Here is a 19602-nt window from a genome sequence, read left to right as displayed (position 1 = left end):
CCCCAGGGCGTACGCGGCGCGGTCATAGGGGGGCGTTTGGGGGTTGCCGACTTTACCGTTATGTACTAGACGTCCGGGCCGGGTGTGCGGGGGATCCCGGATACGTCCCGTATGGGCGGGTTACGCGGCGGCGGGGATCGTCGTCCGCACCCAGTCGACGATCTCGTCGGTGGTCGCGCCGGGGGTGAAGATGCCGGCCACGCCGAGACGCCGCAGTTCGGGGATGTCCTCCTCGGGGATGATTCCGCCGCCGAAGACGACGATGTCGGTGGCGTCCTGTTCGCGCAGAAGCTCCATCACTTTGGCGAACAGGGTCATGTGGGCGCCCGAGAGGATCGACAGCCCGATCGCGGCGGCGTCCTCCTGGATGGCGGTGCGGACGATCTGCTCCGGGGTCTGGTGCAGACCTGTGTAGACGACTTCCATGCCCGCGTCACGCAGGGCGCGGGCGACGACCTTCACGCCGCGGTCGTGACCGTCGAGCCCGGGTTTGGCGACGACGATCCTGATCCTGGATTCCATGCTTGGCACTGTAACCCGGCGTGGTCGGGTCCTCGGGGGAGCCTCGACTTGACGGCGTTTGTCGGTGTTGCATGTGTGAATTTTGTGAAAAGACACAATAAGTGATCGTTTTGAGATAGATGTTCCGGCAGAATCCTCTTCGGTCCCCCTCTCCCATTAGGGGCCATATTTCTGGAGGAACCCCACTCATGAGGCGAACGCTCGCCATTCTGGCGTGTGCGGCGGCCGCGACCGTCGTCCACGCCCCGCCCGCGCACGCCGCCCCGAACCCGGTCGCCGCTCTCAAGGCCCAGTTCAAGACCGGCCTCGGCGTCAAGTTCAGCGACAAGTTCAGCACCGAGGGCATGCTGTTCAGCCGCCGGACCGGAACGTTCCAGTTCGGCCGCTCCGGCGTGGCCGCGTCGGACCTCACCACCAAGTTCAACCTCAAGGCCGCCGACATCGCGGAGATGCCCGAGAACATCCAGCCGCTCCTCAAGCCCGAGCAGGTCATCAGGATCGGCAACACCGCCTACGTCAAGGGCGGCCTCTTCGGCAGCCTCCTGCCGGAGGACAAGACCTGGCTGCGCGCCCCCGGAGGCCCCGCCACCGGCGTGTCCGGCGCCTTCGGGCAGTTCCTCAACCCGACGGAACCGATGACGCTGCAGAAGCTCGTCAAGAAGAGCAAGCTCACCGGTTCCGTGTACACCGGCAAGATCACCATCGGTGAGCTCTGGACGACCTCGAAGTGGCTCCAGGGCGTCATGCCGACCGAGCGCCCGACGGCGGCCCAGAAGAAGGCCGTCGTGACGTTCAAGCTCTACGTGAACGGCAAGGGCCTGGTGACCCGGCTGGTCAGCAGCACCAAGAGCAGCGTCTTGGGCCTGAACGGCGGCCCGGTCACGGTCGACACCCGCTACGTGTCGTGGGGCGCGAAGGTGTCCATCAAGGCCCCCACCGAGGGCGTCGCGGAGATCGACGAAATCGACTTCGAGGGCCTGGACATGTCCAGCGCCCCGCTGGGGCGGCTGACGGGGGAGGCCGCCTGAGTCTCAAGGAGACAGCAACCGGCGGGCGTTGGCCGTGGTCAGCGCCCGCCAGGTCGTCTCCCCCGGCTGGTCGGCGGCGTCGATCGAGGCGACCTGCCCGGCCACGGCCGGGATCGGGGTGAAGCAGTAGTCGCTGCCGTAGAGGACCTGGTCGGCGCCGAAGGCCCTGGTCAGGGCCGGGACCTGGCGGGGGAACGGGGTGCCGGCGATGTCGAACCACAGCTTCGCGACCTGCTCGACGACCGTGGGGTCGTCGGGGGAACCGCCGTTGAAGGCGGTCCGGAACAGCTCCATGCGATCGGCGAGCAGCGGCAGCGTGCCGGCGCCGTGGGTGAAGACCCACCGGATTCCCGGATGGCGGGTGAGGACGCCCGTGAAGACCAGGTCGGAGACGGTCCGGGTGGTGTCGAAGATGAACTCCAGCATCGGCCTCGGGCGGCCCATCGCGACCTGCTCGTGGTTCACCGGCGAGGTCGGGTGGACGAACACCACCGCCCGCCGCCGGTCGAGCTCGGCCCAGAGCGGCTCGTAGGCCGGGTCGCCGAGGTAGCGGCCGTGGGCGTTGCTCATCAGGGCGACGCCGTCGCTGCCGAGGTCGTCGAGGGCGTAGGCCAGTTCGGCCAGTGAGCCGGCCACGTCGGGGAGCGGCAGCGCGGCGAAGTGGCCGAACCTGCCCGGATGCCGCCGGACCACGTCGGCGGCGTGGTCGTTGACCTGCCGCGAGAGCTTGCGCGCCGCCGCGTCGTCGCCGAAGTGGGTGCCCGGCGAGGAGATCGACAGCATGGCGGTACGGATGCCGTGGGCGTCCATCAGCCGGAGATGCTCCTCGGGGCTCCAGGAGGGCCAGCGCGGCATGCCGTCGGGGGTGACGTGCCCGCCCGCCGAGGCGGCCTCGACGTAGTCGGCGGTGACGAAGTGGGCGTGCACGTCGATCAGTTCCGCGGCCATGTGATCCTCGTCTCTCGGGTGTCCGCGTCAGGAAATATCGCATTTCGCGGCCCGCCGTCACCTGTTCCGGGATCTTGGTCCCCCACCCGCCCGGTTACGCGCGTCACGGTTCTCGCGAAACGCCGCGCCCCTGAAGCGACAGCGCGTGTTCGACATCGGGCAGCCTCCCTCGTGACAGGGCAGCCGTGTTCTTGGGTTCGGCTCGACCTGACCCGTGGCGGGGCGAGGCGGACGCGGGGGTTGGCGCCGGATGCGGCGAGGGGCGGGGGCGGCGGGCGGGGCCGGGGTGGGCGGAGCCGTAACGGATAGAAAGGCTTTACAGCTTTTCGAGGGTTTTCGCGTAGCCGACCATGAGGGTCTTCTCGCCCGCGCTGCCGAAGTCGATCTTGGCTCGGGTCTTCTCGCCCTCGCCCTCGACCGTCATGACGGTGCCGAGGCCGAACTGGTCGTGGGTGACGCGGTCGCCGGGTGAGAGCTGGAGGACCGGCTTGCCGCCGCCGCGTGACGGGAGCGGGCGGGTCTCGCGTTTGGTGGCCGCACCCCAGGCGTTCTTCTTCGGGTCGTTGCGCCATTCGACCAGGTCCTGGGGGACTTCGGCGAGGAAGCGCGAAGCGGGGTTGAAGGAGGGGGCGCCCCAGGCGGTGCGGACGGCGGCGCGGGAGAGGTAGAGGCGCTTCTCGGCGCGGGTGATGCCCACGTAGGCGAGGCGGCGCTCCTCCTCCAGCTCCTTCGGGTCGCTCAGGGAGCGCATGTGGGGGAAGACGCCGTCTTCCATCGCGGTCAGGAAGACCACCGGGAACTCCAGGCCCTTGGCCGTGTGGAGGGTCATCAGCGTCACCACGCCGCCGCTGCCGGTCTCGGGGTCGGGGATCGAGTCGGCGTCGGCGACCAGGGAGACCTGCTCCAGGAAGTCGACCAGCGTGCCCTCGGGGTTGGCGGCCTCGAACTCGGAGGCGACCGAGATCAGCTCGTTGAGGTTCTCGATGCGGCTCTCGTCCTGCGGGTCGCCGGAGGTCTCCAGCTCGGTGCGGTAGCCGGTCGAGGTGAGGATCTCCTCGGCGACGTCGGAGATCGGCAGCTCCTTGGCCCGCAGGTCGTCGAGCAGGGCGACGAACTCGCGGATCTGGTTGAGCGACCGGGTCGCGATGCCGGGCGCCTCGTCGGCCCGGCGCAGGCCCTCCCAGAAGGAGATCCGCTCGCGGGACGCGAACGCCTCGACCATCGACTCGGCCCGGTCGCCGATGCCCCGCTTGGGCACGTTGAGGATCCGGCGCAGCGACACCGTGTCGCTGGGGTTGGACAGCACCCGCAGGTAGGCCAGCAGGTCTTTGACCTCTTTGCGCTCGTAGAAGCGCACGCCGCCGACCACCCGGTAGGGCAGGCCGGTGCGGATGAAGATCTCCTCGAACACGCGGGAGGCGGAGTTGGTGCGGTAGAAGACGGCCACCTGGCCGGGGGTGATGCCCTCGTCGTCGGAGAGGCGGTCGACCTCCTGGGCGACGAAGGTGGCCTCGTCGTGTTCGTTGTCGGCGACGTAGCCGATGATCTTGGGACCGGCGCCCTGGTCGGACCAGAGGTTCTTGGGCTTGCGGCTCTCGTTGCGGGAGATGACCGCGTTGGCGGCGTTGAGGATCGTCTGGGTCGAGCGGTAGTTCTGCTCCAGCAGGATCGTCTTGGCCGACGGGTAGTCGCGCTCGAACTCCAGGATGTTGCGGATCGAGGCGCCCCGGAAGGCGTAGATCGACTGGTCGGCGTCGCCGACGACCACGAGCTCGGCGGGGGGCAGCGCGTCGTCGGCGACCGGCCTGACCGGGTCGCCGTCGGCGGTGTGCTTGGCCTCGACGCCGACCATCTCCCTGACCAGCGTGTATTGGGCGTGGTTGGTGTCCTGGTATTCGTCGACCATGACGTGGCGGAACCTGCGCCGGTAGTGCTCGGCGACGTCGGGGAAGAGCTGGAACAGCGTGACCGTGAGCATGATCAGGTCGTCGAAGTCCATCGCGCCGGCCTCGGTGAGGCGCTGCTGGTAGGTGCGGTAGGCCTCGGCGAGCGTCTTCTCGAGATGGGTCTGCGCCTTGTCGGCGGCGGTCTCGTAGTCGATCAGCTCGTTCTTCATGTTGCTGACCTGGGCGGAGAACGACCTCGGCGGATAGCGCTTGGGGTCGAGGTCCATCTCGCGGCAGACCATCGCCATCAGCCGCTGGGAGTCGGCCTGGTCGTAGATCGAGAAGCTGGAGGTGAAGCCGAGCCGCTTGGCCTCGCGGCGCAGGATCCGCACGCACGCGCTGTGGAAGGTCATCACCCACATCGCCTTGGAGCGCGGGCCGATCAGCTTGTCGACCCGGTCTTTCATCTCCCGGGCGGCCTTGTTGGTGAAGGTGATCGCGAGGATCTCGCCCGGATGCACGTGGCGCTCGGCCAGCAGGTAGGCGATCCGGTGGGTGAGCACCCTGGTCTTGCCGGACCCGGCCCCCGCGACGATGAGCAGGGGCCCGCCCTGGTGGACGACGGCCTCCTTCTGCTGGGGGTTGAGGCCGTCAAGCAAGGGATGGGTCACCCGTCTAGCGTAGGGCTGCCGACTGACAGTTCGCTCACGTGTGCGGACATTCACGGGGCGGGACATGTCGGCCATGAGCTACCGGGTGGCCAGAGTCGGGTCGGGTGGCCGGCCAGGCGGAGCCGTAACGGAATAATGGGTTTGGCTTCAACGAGCGAAGCGAGAGCGACCCGAGCGAAGCGAGGCTCTTCCAGGGAGCGCGAGGGGCGGAGCCTTTCGCCCCGAGCGGAGCGACCCGGAGCGAAGCGACGTCAGGACGCGAAAGCGGCCAGGGGGAGCGCGAGGGGGCGAAGGCCCCTTCGCAGCGGGGGGTTCGGGGGGTCGCCCCCCGTGGACAGGAGGACGACATGCTGGACGCCGCGGAGATCAGGACCGTGCTGGTGGTGACCGCACACCCCGACGACATCGACTTCGGCGGCGCGGGCGCGGTCGCGGCCTTCACCGACCGGGGGACGGAGGTCATCTACCTGCTGGCCACCTCGGGCGACGCCGGGGGTTTCGACCGGGAGACCGACGGCGCGGGCATGGCCGCGATCCGCCAGGCCGAGCAGCTGGCCGCCGCCAAGAGCGTCGGGGTCTCGGACGTGCGCCACCTCGGCTACCCCGACGGAGCCGTCGAGGCCACCTTGGCGCTGCGCAAGGACATCGCCCGGGTGATCCGCCAGGTCAGGCCCGACCTGGTGATCACCTCGACCCCCGAACGGAACTACGCCCGCCTGGGCCCGAGCCACCCCGACCACCGCGCCGTCGGCTCGGCCGCGCTCGACGCGGTCTACCCCGACGCCCGCAACCCTTACGCCTTCCCCGACCTGCTCACCGAGGAGGGCCTGGAGGCGTGGACGGTCCGGGAGGTCTGGATGATCGGCTCCCCCACCCCGAACCACTGGATCGACATCACCGCGACGGTCGACCGGAAGATCGCCGCGCTGCGCGCCCACGAGTCGCAGACCGGGCACATGGCCGACCTGGAGGGCATGGTCAAGGGCTTCCTGTCGGCGAACGCCAAGGCCGCGGGCCTGCCGGAGGGGACGTACGCCGAGGCCTTCCACGTGATCTCAACGGGCTGAGCGCCCCGCCCTGCGCACGTCGAGGCGGCGGGCGCCGCGGGCGGCGAGGAAGCCGAGCGAGTTGGTCGCCACGTGCAGCAGCGCGGGGGCCAGCAGACCGCCGCGCCTCCTGAGCTCGTGGAACCCCAGCCCGGCCAGGGTCGTGGTGGCCACGGTCCCGGCGACCAGCCGGGGGGTGCCCGCGCGGGCGGCGGCCGGGTTGGCGCGGGCCATGTCGAGGGCGGGCAGCACGTGCCACAGCCCGAACAGCGCGCTGGAGGCCACCGAGGCGGCCCGGGGCTTCAGCGAGTGGCCGAACAGCTCGGGGAGCACGCCCCGGAAGGCGACCTCCTCCAGCAGGACCGTCCCGACCGGCACCTGGAGCAGCGCCTCCTCGAACAGGCGGGCCCGGCTCAGCGCGAGGGCCCGCTCGTCGAGGAACAGGCGGCGGGTGGGGGGCAGCAGGACGCCGCCGGTGTATCCGGCCGCCACGGCCGCGGCCAGCCCGCCGCCGATCAGGGCGCCCCGGGCGGGTGAGGAGAAGCCGAGGCCGCGGGCGCCCGCCCCGGCCCGGCGGGCGATCAGCAGCAGCGCGGCGGTCGCCGCCGCCGAGGTCAGGGGGGCGTAGCGGCGGGCCACGGTGTTGTTGAGGACGTTGGCCACGGCCAGCACCCCGACCGCCGCCCCGATCGCCGCCCCCGGTCGTCGCGTCCGGCGTCGCCGGGCCTGTCCACTCGCCATCGCGTGAGCCATTGTCAGGGTCTGCCCTTTCAGCAGGCCCCAACCCCCCTGTCGAAGCCGCGCGCGAAGTTGAGCTGCCGCTGCGCGCCGGTCCCGTGGGCGCCCGGCTCCCACCAGGCGTCGGTCGGGTCGCCGGCCGCCTCCAGGTTCGTCATCAGCTCGGCGTCGTCGCCCTCCTGGGCGGAGAGACGGCCGCCGTCGATCAGGCCCTTCAGGGTCCCGCCCGCGTAGCAGTCGGCCTGCAGTTCCGCCTGGACGGTGAACTCGTGGGTCGACTGGAGCAGGTTCTGCACGGCGTGCCCGAACTCGTGCGGGATCACGATGTAGACGGCGCCGTCGCCGAGCTGGTCGTAGAGGCTCTGGAGCCAGGTCGCGTCGTAGGCGATGAAGTGGCCGTCGGGGCAGTAGAAGGCGTTGTTCGGCACGGCGGGCTGACCGCCGCACGCGGGCCCGTCGGCGCCGTTGTACTCGATGAACTCGCTGACCGGCTGGTAGGTGCCGCCCGCTTCGGCGAACTGCTTGCTCCAGAACTCCTCGGTCAGGCAGCGGGCCAGGCGGACGTCCTCGGAGAAGGTCTCGCCCCGAACGCTGCAGTCGTCGGAGGCGGCCGGCTCACTGGGCCGGTCGAACTCGGTGTCGACCGCGTCGGGGGTGGTCACCTCGGGGACCGGGTCGGTCGCCGGACCGGAGGCGGTGACCGAGCCACACGCGGCGGTGGTCAGGACCAGGAGGGACACCATGAGAAACCTGGTTAATTGCACGCTCCAATCCTGCCCAGCAAAGTCGGATATTTCTTGAGAAGACCGGAGTTCTACCCCTACTGGTCACGCCGTATGACGTCCCGCTGACCCTCCGGGACTAGCATCAACGGCATGTCTGCTCGTTCCCGGAGCTTCGGAGCCATCGCGCAAGCCTACGAACGGTTCCGGCCGGGCTACCCCGTGGACGTCTACGACATGGTGACGGCCTACGCCGCCCGGCCGATCAAGACCGCCCTGGAGATCGGGGCCGGAACGGGCAAGGCGACCCGCCTGTTCGCCGAGCGCGGGGTCGCCGTGACCGCGACCGAGCCCGACGCCGCCATGCTCGCCGAGCTGCGCAAACACGTCCCCGCCCACGTGGCGACCGTGCAGGCCGCCTTCGAGGAGCTGCGGCCGGGCGAGCGCTACGACCTGGTCTACGCCGCCGCCGCGCTCCACTGGACCAACCCCCGCAACCGGTGGTCGAGGCTGGCCGCCATGGTCGAGCCGGGCGGGGTGTTCGCCTCCTTCGGCGGCCCCATAGAGCCGGCCGACCCGGCGGTGGCCGACGCCGTCTGCGCCGCGCGGTCGCCGTTCGTGGAGCGGCACGACGTGCCCTCCCCCGACGGCACCCCGCCGGAGGCGGAGATGCAGTGGCCCGGCACCGAGCTCCAGCGCTCCGAGTGGTTCACCGACGTCCGGCAGGAGGTGATCGAACGCCGCCTCACGCTGACCGCCGACGACTACATCGGCCATCTGTCGACCGTCTCGGCCTATCTCGTGCTGCCCGACGCGCAGCGCGAGCAGGTGTTCGCCGCCATCGCCCGGGTCCTGCCGGAGACCGTGGAGATCACCACCGACCTGACGATCCACCTCGCCCGGCGGTGCGAGCCGTAGCTCAGCCCCACAGGTGCACGGGCTCGTTGGTGTGCATGTTGGCCATGTACTCGAGCGTCATCCGCCGCATCGCCTCGTGGCCGCCGCCGAGTTCGCCGACCTTGCGGACCTGCCAGGTCGCGCCGGTCACCCCGGTCAGGCAGCGCTGCTCGATGATGCCGAGCAGGCGGTCGCGGCACTTGGGGTCGCAGCCCCACAGGTCGAGGCCGTCGTAGGCCAGCGGCAGCAGGCGGCGCAGGATCAGCTCCGACGCTGTGACCTCGCCCAGGCCGGGCCAGTAGAGGTGGGCGTCGATGCCGTGACGGGCCGCCGCGCGCAGGTTGTCGGCGGCGGCGGAGAAGGACATCTGCGTCCAGACCGGGCGTTCGGCGAAGGGCAGCACCCGCATCAGGCCGTAGTAGAACGCGGCGTTGGCCAGGATGTCGGCCACGGACGGCCCGGCGGGCAGGACCCGGTTCTCCACGCGCAGGTGCGGGAGGCCGCCGGAGATGTCGTACACGGGCCGGTTCCAGCGGTAGACGGTGCCGTTGTGCAGGGTCAGCTCGCTCAGGGTGGGCACTCCCCCGGCCTCCAGGACCATCGCCGGATCCTCGTCGTCGCACAGCGGGAGCAGCGCCGGGAAGAACCGGGCGTTCTCCTCGAACAGGTCGAAGACCGAGGTGATCCAGCGCTCCCCGAACCAGACCCGGGGGCGGACGCCCTGGGCCTTGAGCTCGTCGGGCCGGGTGTCGGTGGCCTGCTCGAACAGGCTGAGGCGGGTCTCCCGCCAGAGCTCCTTGCCGAACAGGTAGGGCGAGTTGGCCGCCACGGCGACCTGCGCGCCCGCGATGGCCTGGGCGGCGTTCCAGTGGGCGGCGAAGTTGCGCGGGCTGACCTGCAGATGCAGCTGGACGCTGGTGCAGGCCGCCTCGGGGGTGATGCTGTCGGCGTAGGTGTGCAGGCGTTCGACGCCGTCGATCGCGATCCGCAGGTCCTCGCCCCGGGCCGCGAAGATCTGCTCGTTGAGCAGCTTGTAGCGGGGGTTGGCCGACAGCGTCCCCTCGTTGAGGTCGCTCTCCTTCAGGGTCGGCAGGATGCCGACCAGGACCATGTGGCCGCCGACCGTCCGGGCCTGCTCCTCGGCGTGGTTGAGGGAGTTGCGGACGGTCTGCTCCAGCTCGACCAGCCCCGCCCCGCCCAGCTCACGCGGCTCGACGTTGATCTCGACGTTGAACTGGCCCAGTTCGGTGGCCCAGTCGGGCGCCGAGATCGCGTCGAGCACCTCGGCGTTCTTCATCGCCGGCTCGCCCCGGTCGTCGACCAGGTTGAGCTCGATCTCCAGCCCGGCCAGTGGCCGCTCGGCGTCGAACCGGGCCTCGCCCAGCATGCGGGCGAGCACGTCGAGGGACCGCTTCAGCTTGTCGCGGTAGCGCCGCCGGTCGTCGCGGCTGAACTGCGTCGCGGGTACGTCTCGCCCCATCTGGTCAGACTGCCACGACAGGGACTTTCAAACCAGACGGCGTGCGGTGGCCCATCTCGACAACTCGTGACGGTTGGAGAGCTGGAGCTTGCGCAGCACCGACGACACGTGGGTCTCGACGGTCTTCACGCTGATGAACAGCTCCTTCGCGATCTCCTTGTACGCGTACCCGCGCGCGATCAGCCGCAGCACCTCCCGTTCGCGCTGGGTCAGGGAGTCGAGCTCGGGGTCGATCGGCGGGGCCTCGGTCGAGGCGAACGCGTCGAGCACGAAACCGGCCAGCCGGGGCGAGAAGACGGCGTCGCCGTCGGCCACCCGGGAGATGGCGTCGGTCAGCTCGGCGCCGCTGATCGTCTTGGTCACGTAACCCCGGGCGCCGCCCCGGATCACCCCGATCACGTCCTCGGCGGCGTCGGAGACCGACAGCGCCAGGAACCGCACCTGCGCCCCGGAGCCCAGCACCCGGCGCAGCACCTCGACCCCGCCGCCTCCGGGCATGTGGACGTCGAGCAGGACCACGTCGGGTTCGAGCTCGGCGATCGTGGCCACGGCCGACTCCACGTCCTCGGCCTCGCCGACCACCTGGATGGAGGGGCCGAGCTCGGCCCGCACACCCGAACGGAACAGCCGGTGGTCGTCCACGATCAGCACTCTTACGGTCTTCATCCGGTCGTCCTCTTCATGGTCAGCATGATTTCGGTGCCCTCGCCGGGGGCCGTCTTGACGCGGCCCGTGCCGCCGAAGCGCTCCATCCGGCCGATGATCGACTGGCGGATGCCCATGCGGTCGTCCGGGACGTCGTCGAGAACGAACCCCTTGCCTCGATCCCGGACGAAGACGGTGGCCTCGTCGGGTTCGACCTCAAGGTAAACCGATACCACGGGCGATTCGGAATACTTCGCCGCGTTGACCATCGCCTGCCGGGACGCGTGGACCATGGCGCGCAGGCCGTCGTCCAGGTCGCAGTCGCCGACGCAGACGATCTCGATCGGGACACCGTGGGCGTCCTCCTCCTCCGCCGCGGCCCGCCGGACGGCGGCGGCGAGGGTGGCGTCGGCGTCCTGCTTCGGCATGTAGAGCCAGTTGCGCAGGTCCCGCTCCTGGCTGCGGGCCAGGCGGGTCACCTCGCGGGGGTCGTGGGCGGCGCGCTGGATCAGGGTCAGGGTGTGCAGCACCGAGTCGTGGACGTGCGCGGCGACCTCGGCGCGCTCCTCCTGCCTGATCCTCTCCGTACGCTCCTTCTGCAGCTCCCGCCACAGCCCGGCCAGCCAGGGGGCGGCGATGAGCGCCACGCCGCCGAGCACGACCGCGGTGAAGACGAGGCCGGTGCTGGCCTGGGCGAGCTGGTCCTGGGCCGCGAGGAACCCGACGACGCCCACGCCCACCAGGAGAAGGCCGATGCCCGACCGCACCCAGGTGGCGCGGACCCGGCCGACGGTGGAGGTCATCCACTTCTGCCGCCGGCCCGGCTCGGCCTGCTGCCACAGGATGAGCGAGCCGATGCCGCCCACCGCGATCGGCCACATGGCCAGGCCTCCGGCCGCCGCCCCGCTGACCAGGGCGAGCGCCCCGAAGGCGAACCCGAGCAGGCCGTAGGCGGCCACCTGGCCCCAGTCTCGGCTGCCCGCCCGGTCGGGGTGTTCCTGCTGCTCGGTCGCGGTGAACATCCACAGGGCGGCGTACGCCACCACCCCGACCCCGTCGAGGATCGTGAGCAGCACGAACGCCAGCCGCAGCACGACCGGGTCGAGGCGCAACTGGGCCGCGGCCCCCTGGGCGACACCGGCGACCACGCGCCCGGCCCGGGGCCTCAGCATTCTGGGGGACGCCTCGGCGGCGCCAGGGTTATCCGACATTGCTCCTGCATCGTCACATGTCGCTTCGCGCGCCCGCATCAGGGCGAGTCCCTGAGAAGGCTTTCAGGGACGTCCCCGATGGCGGTCATCCCAGGAAAACGGACAGGATGGGCACCATGACCGAGGCGCCACCCGACGAGAACCCGCCGGCCCGTGATCCACTGGCCCGTGCGTCCGACGGACGCATGCTCATGGGCGTGTGCGCCGGGCTGGGCCGCTTCACGGGCATGGACCCGGTGCTGTTCCGCGTGGGGTTCGCGGTGCTGCTGCTGGGGTCGGGCATCGGCGTCATCCTCTACATCGCGGCCTTCCTCCTGATGCGCGAGCCGGGCGGGGGCCCCGGTTACGTCGAGCAGTGGACGCGCAGGATATTCGACGCCGAGACCGTGATGTCCCTGCTCGTGGGGGTCTTCATGATCGGCCTGATCGTCAACCTGGCCTCGGGGGGCATCGACCGGGGGACGATCGTGGTCGGGGTCCTGCTGGCCATCGCGCTGCTGGCGGCCCACGCGCGCGGGGTCGACGTGCTCGGCCTGATCACCTCGATCCCCGAGCGGCTGACCGGGCGGCGCGGGACGACCAGGATCGAGCCGGCCCCGGTCGCCTCGACGTTCACGGTGGGGGCCTTCACGACCGGGGCGACGGGGGGCAGCTTCCGCGAGACGGTCAAGGAGTCGTTCCGGGAGTCCTACCGCCAGTCGTTCGGCCAGGACCCGGCCCCGACCAGGGAACATCCCGTCCCCCAGCCGCCTCGACCGCCGGAGCCGCCCCGGGCCGCAGCGCCCGACGGTTACCGGCGGCTGTCCGATCTGGCCTATGAGGCCAGGCAGGCGGCCTACGCGGCGGGCGACGCGTTCGCCCCTCACGGGCCGTTCGCGAAGCGGGCGCCGGCCGCACCGCCGCCGCCCCCATTCGTCAAGGCGCCCAGGGCGCCGAAGGTCAAGAAGCGCAGGTCCTATGTCGGCGGCCTGACATTCGTGCTGGCATTGATCGTTGGAGGGGTCATGGTCGCCGTGCAGCAGCCCGGGACCGAATCGGTGAGTCTGCCGATGGTCGGCGGCGCGATGCTCGCCGTCATCGGCGGCGGGCTCCTCGTCGCCACGTGGTTCGGCCGGGGGGCCGGGCTCATCGCGCTCGGCGTGATCGTCGCGGTGGCGCTCGTCGTCGGCACGTCGGTCACCGGCATACCGAAGCGGGTCGGCAGCTACTCGTGGCACCCGACCACCGTCGCCACCGCCGAACGCAGCTACGCCGTCGGCGTCGGGGCGGGCGAGCTCGACCTGACCGACATGGAACTGCCACCGGGGACACGGGTGAGGTTCGACGCGTCGGTGTCGCTGGGCCAGCTCACGGTGGTCGTCCCGCCCGACGCGATCGTCGAGGTGTACGGCCAGACCCGCCTGGGTGACATCAAGATCGACCATCAGGTCAGCGACGGCGCCGACGTCCGGATCACCCGGACGCTGACCCCGGTGACCAGCCCCGACGGCCCGGCGGCCACGATCGAGCTGCACGTCTCCGCGGGCGTCGGCGATGTGGAGGTGCGCCGTGGCGCCTGACGTGCCCGACCGCCGTGACCGCAAGAGGGGTCACCGGACCGACTGGATGGCGCTGCTGTGCGGGCTGCTGTTCGTGGGGATCGGGGTGCGCTATCTGACCGATCCGACCCCCGATCCGGCGATCATCGGGCCCGTCCTCGTCGGGGGTCTGGGGATCGCGGGTTTCGCGGGCATCCTGGCCAAGGTGATCCGGAAGCGGTGACCCGAGGGTTGATCTGGGACTTCGCAGGCGTACGTTCGGAGTCTGGCGGTAGTTGTCTCCGGAGCGGCTGTGAGAGAACGGAGTCGGGCCATGCGATTCGAGCACGAGTTCACCGTGCCGGTCCCGGTCGACCAGGCGTGGTCGGTGCTTCTCGACGTCGAACGGCTGGCCCCGTGCCTGCCCGGCGCCACGATCGACTCCGTCGAGGGTGACCGGGCAGTCGGCAGGATGCGGATCAGGGTCGGCCCGCTGACGGTCACCTACCGGGGCACCGCCCAGATCGGACACGTCGACAAGGACGCCCGGAGCGTCCAGATCACCGCCCGGGGCAACGACGGCAGCGGCACGGCCGAGGCGACCATGGTCGCCCGCCTGCTGGAACACGCCGACGGCACCCGGGTGACGCTGGAGACGACGTGTCAGACCGACCTGCCCAAGCCCGTCGTGGAGGACGTCGGCGGCAGGTTCGCGGCCAACCTGGCCGCCCTGATCGAGGGGCGGCGGCATCTGACGGTCGTCCCCGACCCGATTCACGAGTCCCACCCGTCGGGCACGCTGCGGACCTCCCGGACGCCGGCCGAGGAGGCCTTCGACCTGCGGGAGGCGGCCGGGGCGTCGCTGGTCAAGCGGCTGGCCCCGGTGGTGGGCGGGCTGGGCGCGATCGGCCTGATCGTCTACGCGGTCCGGCGGTGGGGTCGCCGGTAAGCCGTCGGCAAAGCTTGACGACAGAGGGTAATCGTCCGATTTCGTCAGGGAACATCCCATATCGGTGAGATTCGTCCTGATATGGGGGTGGGCATGACGGCCCGACCGGCAGTGAGCGTGGTCGTGATCACGTACAACGACGCGACCCGCCTCCCGAGGGCCGTGGAGTCCCTGTACGCGCAGACCCTCCGCGACCTGGAGATCATCGTCGTCGACGACGCCAGCACCGACGGCACCGACGACGTGGCCGGACGATTCCCGGGCGTGCGCTACCTGCGGCGCGACCGGAACTCGGGCGGCTGCGGCGCTCCCCGGAACATGGGCCTGGACGCGGCGCGTGCCCCGTACATCATGTTCCTGGACAGCGACGACGAGCTGCCGCGACACGCCTGCAAGGCGCTGCTGGCCGAGATCGAGCGGACCGGCGCCGACTTCGTGTCGGGCCAGATCATGCGCGTCCACGACTCCAGCGGCCGGAGCGCGCCCTACTACCCCGAGCTGTTCACGCCCCGGCGGGTGGTCGAGGGGATCCGGGCCGAGCCCGGCCTGTTCCTCGACGGCTTCGCCACCAACAAGATCTACGACGTGGAGTTCCTGCGCCGCACCGGGCTGCGATTCCGCGAGGACCTGCACTACGAGGACCACGTCTTCACCGCCGAGCTCTACTCCCGCGCCGCGAGGTTCGCGGTGGTGCCCTGGGCCGTCTACCGGTGGCACCGGGCGCCGGGCGAGGGCGGGTCGATCTCGCTGAGCCTGAAGGACGTGGCCAACGTACGGGCCCGGGTGTCGGCGGCGGAGATCTCCGACCAGGCGCTGCGCGACGCCGGGATGGCCGACCTGGTCGGCCACCGCCAGTTCCGCTTCGTCCAGCAGGACCTGCGGGTCTACCTGAACGCGCTGCCCCGGTACGACGCGGTGTGGGCCAAGGAGATGGCCGCCGTGGTGCGCCCCTATCTGGAGCGGCTGGAGGAGGGCGTCCTGCACCGGGCCGACCCGATGACGCGGGTCTGCGGCGAGCTGCTGCTGCGCGACCGGGTCGAGGAGCTGTGCGTGGCCGCCCGCAGCCTGACCGGCCCGAAGGCCGCGCCGCGCCACGCGGTCCAGGTCGACGGGCTGACCTACTGGGGCACCGAGCCCGACCCGGCGTTCGAGATCACCTCGATGCGCCTGGCCGAGCTGCCGTTCTCCGAGAAGCGGCTGCGCCACGAGGTGACCGAGATCGCGGCCGCCGGCTCGGTCCTGTCGCTGTCGATCACCACCTACGACCCCTTCCGGGTCGTCTGCCTGGACGCCGTGGCCGACCTGATCGTCAACGACCGGCGGGTCCGCCTGATACCGCGCCGCCAGCCCGACGGCACGATCGTGACCGAGGTCGAGCTCGACCTCGCGACGGTCCCGCCCGGCTCCTGCGAACCCCGCCTGGGCTTCACCCGCCCCCTCGACAACCACACGACCAGCGACGCGCTGCTCGTCAGCGCCGCCCTGGAGCCGCTCACCCTGCGGGTGAAGGGCCACGAGATCACCGCCCGTCCCGTGGGCGACACCGCGACGCTGCGGCTGGACTGGCGCAGGACCGGCCCGCTGCGGGCGATCGCGCGGCGTCCGCGCGTCCGACCGCACGCACAGCGGATCGCAGGGCTGCCGGCCCGGCTGCGGAGACGCCTCGCCGCCCGGGACGTGAAGCTGGCCGTCTACAAGGTGCTGATCCGCTTCGTCCCGCGCCGGAAGGACCTGGTCCTGTTCGAGGCCGACTGCGGCCGGGGCTACACCGGCCACCCGCGTTACGTCCACGAGGAGCTGACGCGCCGGGACCTGGGCTTCCGCTCGGTCTGGTCGAAGGCGTCGGGGACCACGTTCCCCGGTCACCTGACGACGGTCCGCCGGATGAGCTGGCGGCACATCTGGACCATGGCCCGTGCGGGCTGGTGGGTCGACAGCCACGGCATGCCGCTGGGCTTCCCGAAGCCGCGCAGGACGCGGTATCTGCAGACCTGGCACGGCCAGGGCATCAAGTCGATCGGCCTGGACGCCCCCGGCCTGCGCGGCGACTTCGACGGCCCGCGCGAGGAGTGGCGCGCCAACGTGGCCCGCTGGGACGCCCTGGTCTCCCCCAGCGCCGAGTTCGAGCGCACCTTCCTGCCCGCCAACGAGTACGAGGGCCCGGTGCTCCGCTTCGGCTCGCCCCGCTGTGACGTGCTGTTCCACGGCGACCCCGAGGCCGCGGCGCGGGTGCGCGCGAAGCTGGAGGTCCCGTCCGACAAGAAGATCGTCCTGTACGCCCCCACGTACCGCGACCTCTCCAGGGGCGCCTCGGTCCGCGCGGACCTGCGCGCGCTGGCGGCGGAACTGGGCGACGAGTGGGTCGTGGCGCTGCGCACCCATCCCGTTGAGAAGCACGTGATCCCGCAGGACCTGCGCTGGTTCGTCCGGCAGGCGGGCGGATATCCCGAGGTCAACGATCTGATGCTGGCCGCCGACGTCCTGGTGACCGACTATTCGTCGCTGATGTGCGACTTCGCCGTGACGGGCAAGCCGATGGTGTTCCTCATCGACGACTGGGACACCTACCGGAAGACCGAACGCGGCAGCCACTACGACCTGCCCGCCATCGCCCCCGGCCCCTGCGTCACCACGACGCGGGACCTGGCCGCGGCGATCCGCGACCCGTGGAGCCCCGAGCGCTACGCCGCCTTCCGCCGGATGTGGTGCGCCGAGGAGCGCGGCCACGCCGCCGCCCGGATCGTGGACGTGTTCTTCGAGGGCCTGGCGCCGGAGATGCCGGTCGCCGTGATCCCGCAACCGACGGAGGCCGCCCTGTGAACACCGTCGCCTTCGCCTGCACGGACGCTGACACCCTGGGCGGCGTCCAGCGGGTGTCGCACACCCTGGCCCAGGGCCTGGCCCGCCGGGGCTACGAGGTCCATCTGATCGCCCTGCACCGTTCGGACGACCCGGTCACCTACATCGACGAGCCCGCCTACGGCCAGCACGAGATCAACCCCGGCCGCCGCTGGCGTCCCGGCGCGACCAGGCGCGCCCGCGCCCTGCTCGACGGCATCGCCCCCGGCCTGCTGGTGATGACCTCACCGGGCGTGGTCACCCGCCTGTCGGGGCTGCTCGGCGGACACCGGGGCATCGGCCAGTACCACGGCTCCTTCGCCCACGCGCGGGGCACCTGGCACTTCGGCTCGGTCAAAGCCCACTACGGATCGCTCGACCAGGCCGTCTTCCTCAGCGAGGACGACGCGTGGCGCTTCTCCGAGGAGGCGCTGCTGCCCAACGCCTGGCACATCCCGAACCCGCTCGCGGGCTGGCCCAACCGGGTCTCGCCGCTGTCGGAGAAGCGCGTGCTGGGCATCGGCCGCCTGACCGGGGTGAAACGCTTCGACCGCCTCATCTCGGCCTTCGCACGGGCCGACCGCCCCGACTGGGAACTGCACATCATCGGCGACGGCCCCGACGCCGACCGCCTCCAGTTCCACGCCGTGACCGAGGGCGTCGCCCACCAGGTCAGGTTCCGCGGCCGCGTCCCGGCCTGGGAGATGCCGGCCGAATACCGCGCGGCGTCACTGGTGGCCCTGTCGAGCGACCACGAGGGCCTGCCCCTGGTCCTGGGCGAGGCGGCGGCCTTCGGCCTCCCGTCGGTCGCCTGCGACGTGTCGGGCGGCGTCCGCGCCATCGTCGACGACGGCCGCACCGGCGTCCTGGTCCCACCCGCCGACGTCCCCGCCCTGGCCACCGCCCTGGGCGACCTCATGGACGACGCCCCGCGCCGCGCCGCCCTGGGCGAGGCGGCGCGAGACCACGCCGCGTCCTTCCGCCTGGAACCGATCCTCGACCAGTGGGAGCAGCTCTTCGCCCACCTCAGCCGTTAGGCGACCTTCACCGAGTGGTCGCCCACGCTGATGGTGATGTCGAGGTGCCCGCCGAGCGCCGCGGCGTAGGAGCGGAGGGTCTCCAGCTCCATCGCCTCGATGTTGCCGTTCTCGATCTGGGAGATCCGGGCCTGGGTGACCCCGAGGATCTTGGCCACCTCGGCCTGCGTCTTGCCGATCGCCTTGCGGAGCTCCCCGAGCTGATAGCCCGCGACGTAGGCGTCGAGTTCGGCCCGGGCCTTCGCCCTGCGGCCGGGATCGGCCCTTTCGGGATTGCGGCGGTGGGCCTCGGCCTTGACGTCTTCCCACCGGCGGGCGCTGCTCATCGATCGGCCTCCTTCGAGTCCGCGACGAACATAATCTCCAACTAATGTCTGGTGGGGCGATTTCCCAGGCCGGAGCTCCAGGAAATCGCCCCCCTTACGACGACTCGACCAGTTGGTGCTGGGGCAGTGGTGGGAGGCCGGACAGGGCGCGTTGGCCTGTGGTGAGCAGGGCCGGGATCGGGCCTGGTTCCCACAGGCGGGACAGGCGTTCGCGGCCGGTGCGCTTCAGGCGGGCGGCGCGGCGTCTGGCCGCGGTGGTGCGGTAGGCCAGGCGGTGGTCCCGCGTGGCCGGGGCCGCGCCGCTCAGCTCGTAGCCGTGGGCCTCCAGGCGGGAGCCCAGGACCGTCTCGCACAGCGAGATCTGCCAGGGTTCCAGGCGGCCGGCCCAGCTTCCGCTCCGGGCGGTGGTGACGGCCGAGTGGGTGTTGGCGTGCCAGACCTTGTGGGCCGGGACCGCCACCTGGGCGACGTGCCGGGGTTCGCACATGGCGGGGTCGAACTCCTCGCCGATGAAACCGCACAGGCGTCTCAAGGACTGCTCGGGGTCGGCCGTCAGGTCCTCGTAGCGCAGCTCATAGTAGGAGCCGCCCGGGAGGGTGGCCGCGTGGTGGCGGCCGAAGTCGACGGCCTCGGCCCAGTTCGCCATCGCGTGGTAGGCGTCCAGTCGGTACCAGGGCATCTCCATCAGCGAGGCCACGCAGTCGCGGCCGTCGCGCACCAGGTGGATGAACTGGGCGTCCGGGAACAGGCGCAGCAGCATCCCCACGTGCTTGAAGTAGCTCGGCCGCTTGTCGCCCCACCGCGGCTTGCCGAAGCGCGCGGCGTAGTCGCGGAACACCGTGCCCAGGACCGACCCGAGGGTGCCCGGGGCGGCCACGGCGTGCTGGACGTACTCCGCCCGGTCCAGCCCCAGCTCGCGGAACTTGGTGTCCCGGCCGCCGGCCACCCACTGGGCCAGTCTGCGGCGGTTGTCGGGCCGCCGCATGTCCCCGTGGGAACGCCTCGCGTGGTAGGCCTGGATCAGGAAGCGGGTCTCCGGCGGGACCGCGATCCTGGGGTGGCTGTGCAGCATGAGCTGGAGCATCGTGGTGCCCGAGCGGGGGCAGCCGATGACGAAGACGGGACGGTCCGGTGCGCCCAC

The 19602-nt window shown here is 71.2% G+C and carries 18 protein-coding genes; 8 read left to right on the top strand and 10 right to left on the bottom strand.

Features of this window, described 5'->3' with window-relative positions; translation table 11 throughout:
* Nucleotides 1-120: 120 nt before the first annotated feature.
* Nucleotides 121-522, bottom strand: a complete 402-nt coding sequence (gene icmB, locus AW270_RS30930) for a coenzyme B12-dependent isobutyryl CoA mutase small subunit (RefSeq protein WP_061299662.1) — start codon at nt 520-522, stop codon at nt 121-123.
* Between the two features lie 188 nt (nt 523-710).
* Here icmB and AW270_RS30925 point away from each other — a divergent pair, with 188 nt between their 5' ends.
* Nucleotides 711-1550 (top strand): hypothetical protein, encoded by an 840-nt coding sequence (locus tag AW270_RS30925; RefSeq protein ID WP_061299661.1) that lies wholly within the window; start codon nt 711-713, stop codon nt 1548-1550.
* A 3-nt stretch (nt 1551-1553) separates the two neighbouring features.
* Here the strand turns inward: AW270_RS30925 and AW270_RS30920 are convergent, their stop codons facing one another.
* Both AW270_RS30920 and pcrA read right to left on the bottom strand, forming a co-directional pair.
* Nucleotides 1554-2498 carry an amidohydrolase family protein gene (locus tag AW270_RS30920; RefSeq protein ID WP_061299660.1) on the bottom strand — a complete coding sequence of 315 codons (945 nt, stop codon included), beginning with the start codon at nt 2496-2498 and terminating at the stop codon, nt 1554-1556.
* Between the two features lie 316 nt (nt 2499-2814).
* Nucleotides 2815-5043 carry a DNA helicase PcrA gene (gene pcrA / locus AW270_RS30915; RefSeq protein ID WP_061299745.1) on the bottom strand — a complete coding sequence of 743 codons (2229 nt, stop codon included), beginning with the start codon at nt 5041-5043 and terminating at the stop codon, nt 2815-2817.
* Between the two features lie 359 nt (nt 5044-5402).
* On the opposite strand from pcrA, the gene AW270_RS30910 reads away from it, so the two are divergent.
* The gene (locus AW270_RS30910) at nt 5403-6122 is read left to right on the top strand and encodes a PIG-L deacetylase family protein (RefSeq protein WP_061299659.1); all 720 of its coding nucleotides are present in this window, start codon (nt 5403-5405) and stop codon (nt 6120-6122) included.
* On the opposite strand, the gene AW270_RS30905 is transcribed toward AW270_RS30910, so the two are convergent.
* A complete protein-coding gene (locus tag AW270_RS30905) occupies nt 6111-6842 on the bottom strand; it encodes a CPBP family intramembrane glutamic endopeptidase (protein ID WP_245674938.1) in 732 nt (243 codons plus the stop codon). The two genes, AW270_RS30910 and AW270_RS30905, sit on opposite strands and share 12 nt — an antisense overlap.
* A 29-nt stretch (nt 6843-6871) precedes the next feature.
* Complete coding sequence (locus AW270_RS30900; protein ID WP_082801953.1) at nt 6872-7582, bottom strand: neutral zinc metallopeptidase; 711 nt, start codon at nt 7580-7582, stop codon at nt 6872-6874.
* 132 nt (nt 7583-7714) lie between these two features.
* Between AW270_RS30900 and AW270_RS30895 the strand changes: the two genes are divergently transcribed.
* A complete protein-coding gene (locus AW270_RS30895) occupies nt 7715-8479 on the top strand; it encodes a class I SAM-dependent methyltransferase (protein ID WP_061299657.1) in 765 nt (254 codons plus the stop codon).
* A gap of 1 nt (nt 8480) precedes the next feature.
* On the opposite strand, the gene AW270_RS30890 is transcribed toward AW270_RS30895, so the two are convergent.
* From AW270_RS30890 to AW270_RS30880, 3 genes are read right to left on the bottom strand one after another with little or no spacing between them, the layout of a single operon-like run.
* Nucleotides 8481-9938 (bottom strand): glutamate-cysteine ligase family protein, encoded by a 1458-nt coding sequence (locus tag AW270_RS30890; protein ID WP_061299656.1) that lies wholly within the window; start codon nt 9936-9938, stop codon nt 8481-8483.
* Between the two features lie 27 nt (nt 9939-9965).
* Nucleotides 9966-10604 (bottom strand): response regulator, encoded by a 639-nt coding sequence (locus AW270_RS30885; RefSeq protein ID WP_061299655.1) that lies wholly within the window; start codon nt 10602-10604, stop codon nt 9966-9968.
* A complete protein-coding gene (locus AW270_RS30880) occupies nt 10601-11755 on the bottom strand; it encodes an ATP-binding protein (RefSeq protein WP_245674937.1) in 1155 nt (384 codons plus the stop codon). Before AW270_RS30880 ends, AW270_RS30885 begins: the two co-directional genes overlap by 4 nt.
* A 155-nt stretch (nt 11756-11910) precedes the next feature.
* On the opposite strand from AW270_RS30880, the gene AW270_RS30875 reads away from it, so the two are divergent.
* The 5 genes from AW270_RS30875 to AW270_RS30855 all read left to right on the top strand — a co-directional run bounded on the left by AW270_RS30875 (nt 11911) and on the right by AW270_RS30855 (nt 18135).
* Nucleotides 11911-13353, top strand: coding sequence for a PspC domain-containing protein (locus AW270_RS30875; protein ID WP_169807397.1), 1443 nt, complete (start codon nt 11911-11913; stop codon nt 13351-13353).
* A complete protein-coding gene (locus AW270_RS30870) occupies nt 13343-13555 on the top strand; it encodes a hypothetical protein (protein ID WP_061299652.1) in 213 nt (70 codons plus the stop codon). The genes AW270_RS30875 and AW270_RS30870 overlap by 11 nt, the downstream gene beginning before the upstream one ends.
* A 90-nt stretch (nt 13556-13645) precedes the next feature.
* Complete coding sequence (locus AW270_RS30865) at nt 13646-14260, top strand: SRPBCC family protein (protein ID WP_061299651.1); 615 nt, start codon at nt 13646-13648, stop codon at nt 14258-14260.
* A gap of 93 nt (nt 14261-14353) precedes the next feature.
* Nucleotides 14354-17080: a bifunctional glycosyltransferase/CDP-glycerol:glycerophosphate glycerophosphotransferase gene (locus tag AW270_RS30860; protein WP_063819403.1), complete on the top strand. Its 2727-nt coding sequence runs from the start codon at nt 14354-14356 to the stop codon at nt 17078-17080.
* Nucleotides 17077-18135 (top strand): glycosyltransferase, encoded by a 1059-nt coding sequence (locus AW270_RS30855; protein ID WP_061299649.1) that lies wholly within the window; start codon nt 17077-17079, stop codon nt 18133-18135. The genes AW270_RS30860 and AW270_RS30855 overlap by 4 nt, the downstream gene beginning before the upstream one ends.
* On the opposite strand, the gene AW270_RS30850 is transcribed toward AW270_RS30855, so the two are convergent.
* Complete coding sequence (locus AW270_RS30850; protein ID WP_061299648.1) at nt 18132-18461, bottom strand: helix-turn-helix domain-containing protein; 330 nt, start codon at nt 18459-18461, stop codon at nt 18132-18134. The two genes, AW270_RS30855 and AW270_RS30850, sit on opposite strands and share 4 nt — an antisense overlap.
* 94 nt (nt 18462-18555) lie before the next feature.
* Nucleotides 18556-19602: a sulfotransferase family protein gene (locus AW270_RS30845; protein WP_245674936.1), complete on the bottom strand. Its 1047-nt coding sequence runs from the start codon at nt 19600-19602 to the stop codon at nt 18556-18558.

The sequence above is a fragment of the Herbidospora cretacea genome, assembly GCF_001570605.1.
GTDB classification, from domain to species: domain Bacteria; phylum Actinomycetota; class Actinomycetes; order Streptosporangiales; family Streptosporangiaceae; genus Herbidospora; species Herbidospora cretacea.
This window is presented reverse-complemented; position numbering and strand designations above follow the sequence as displayed.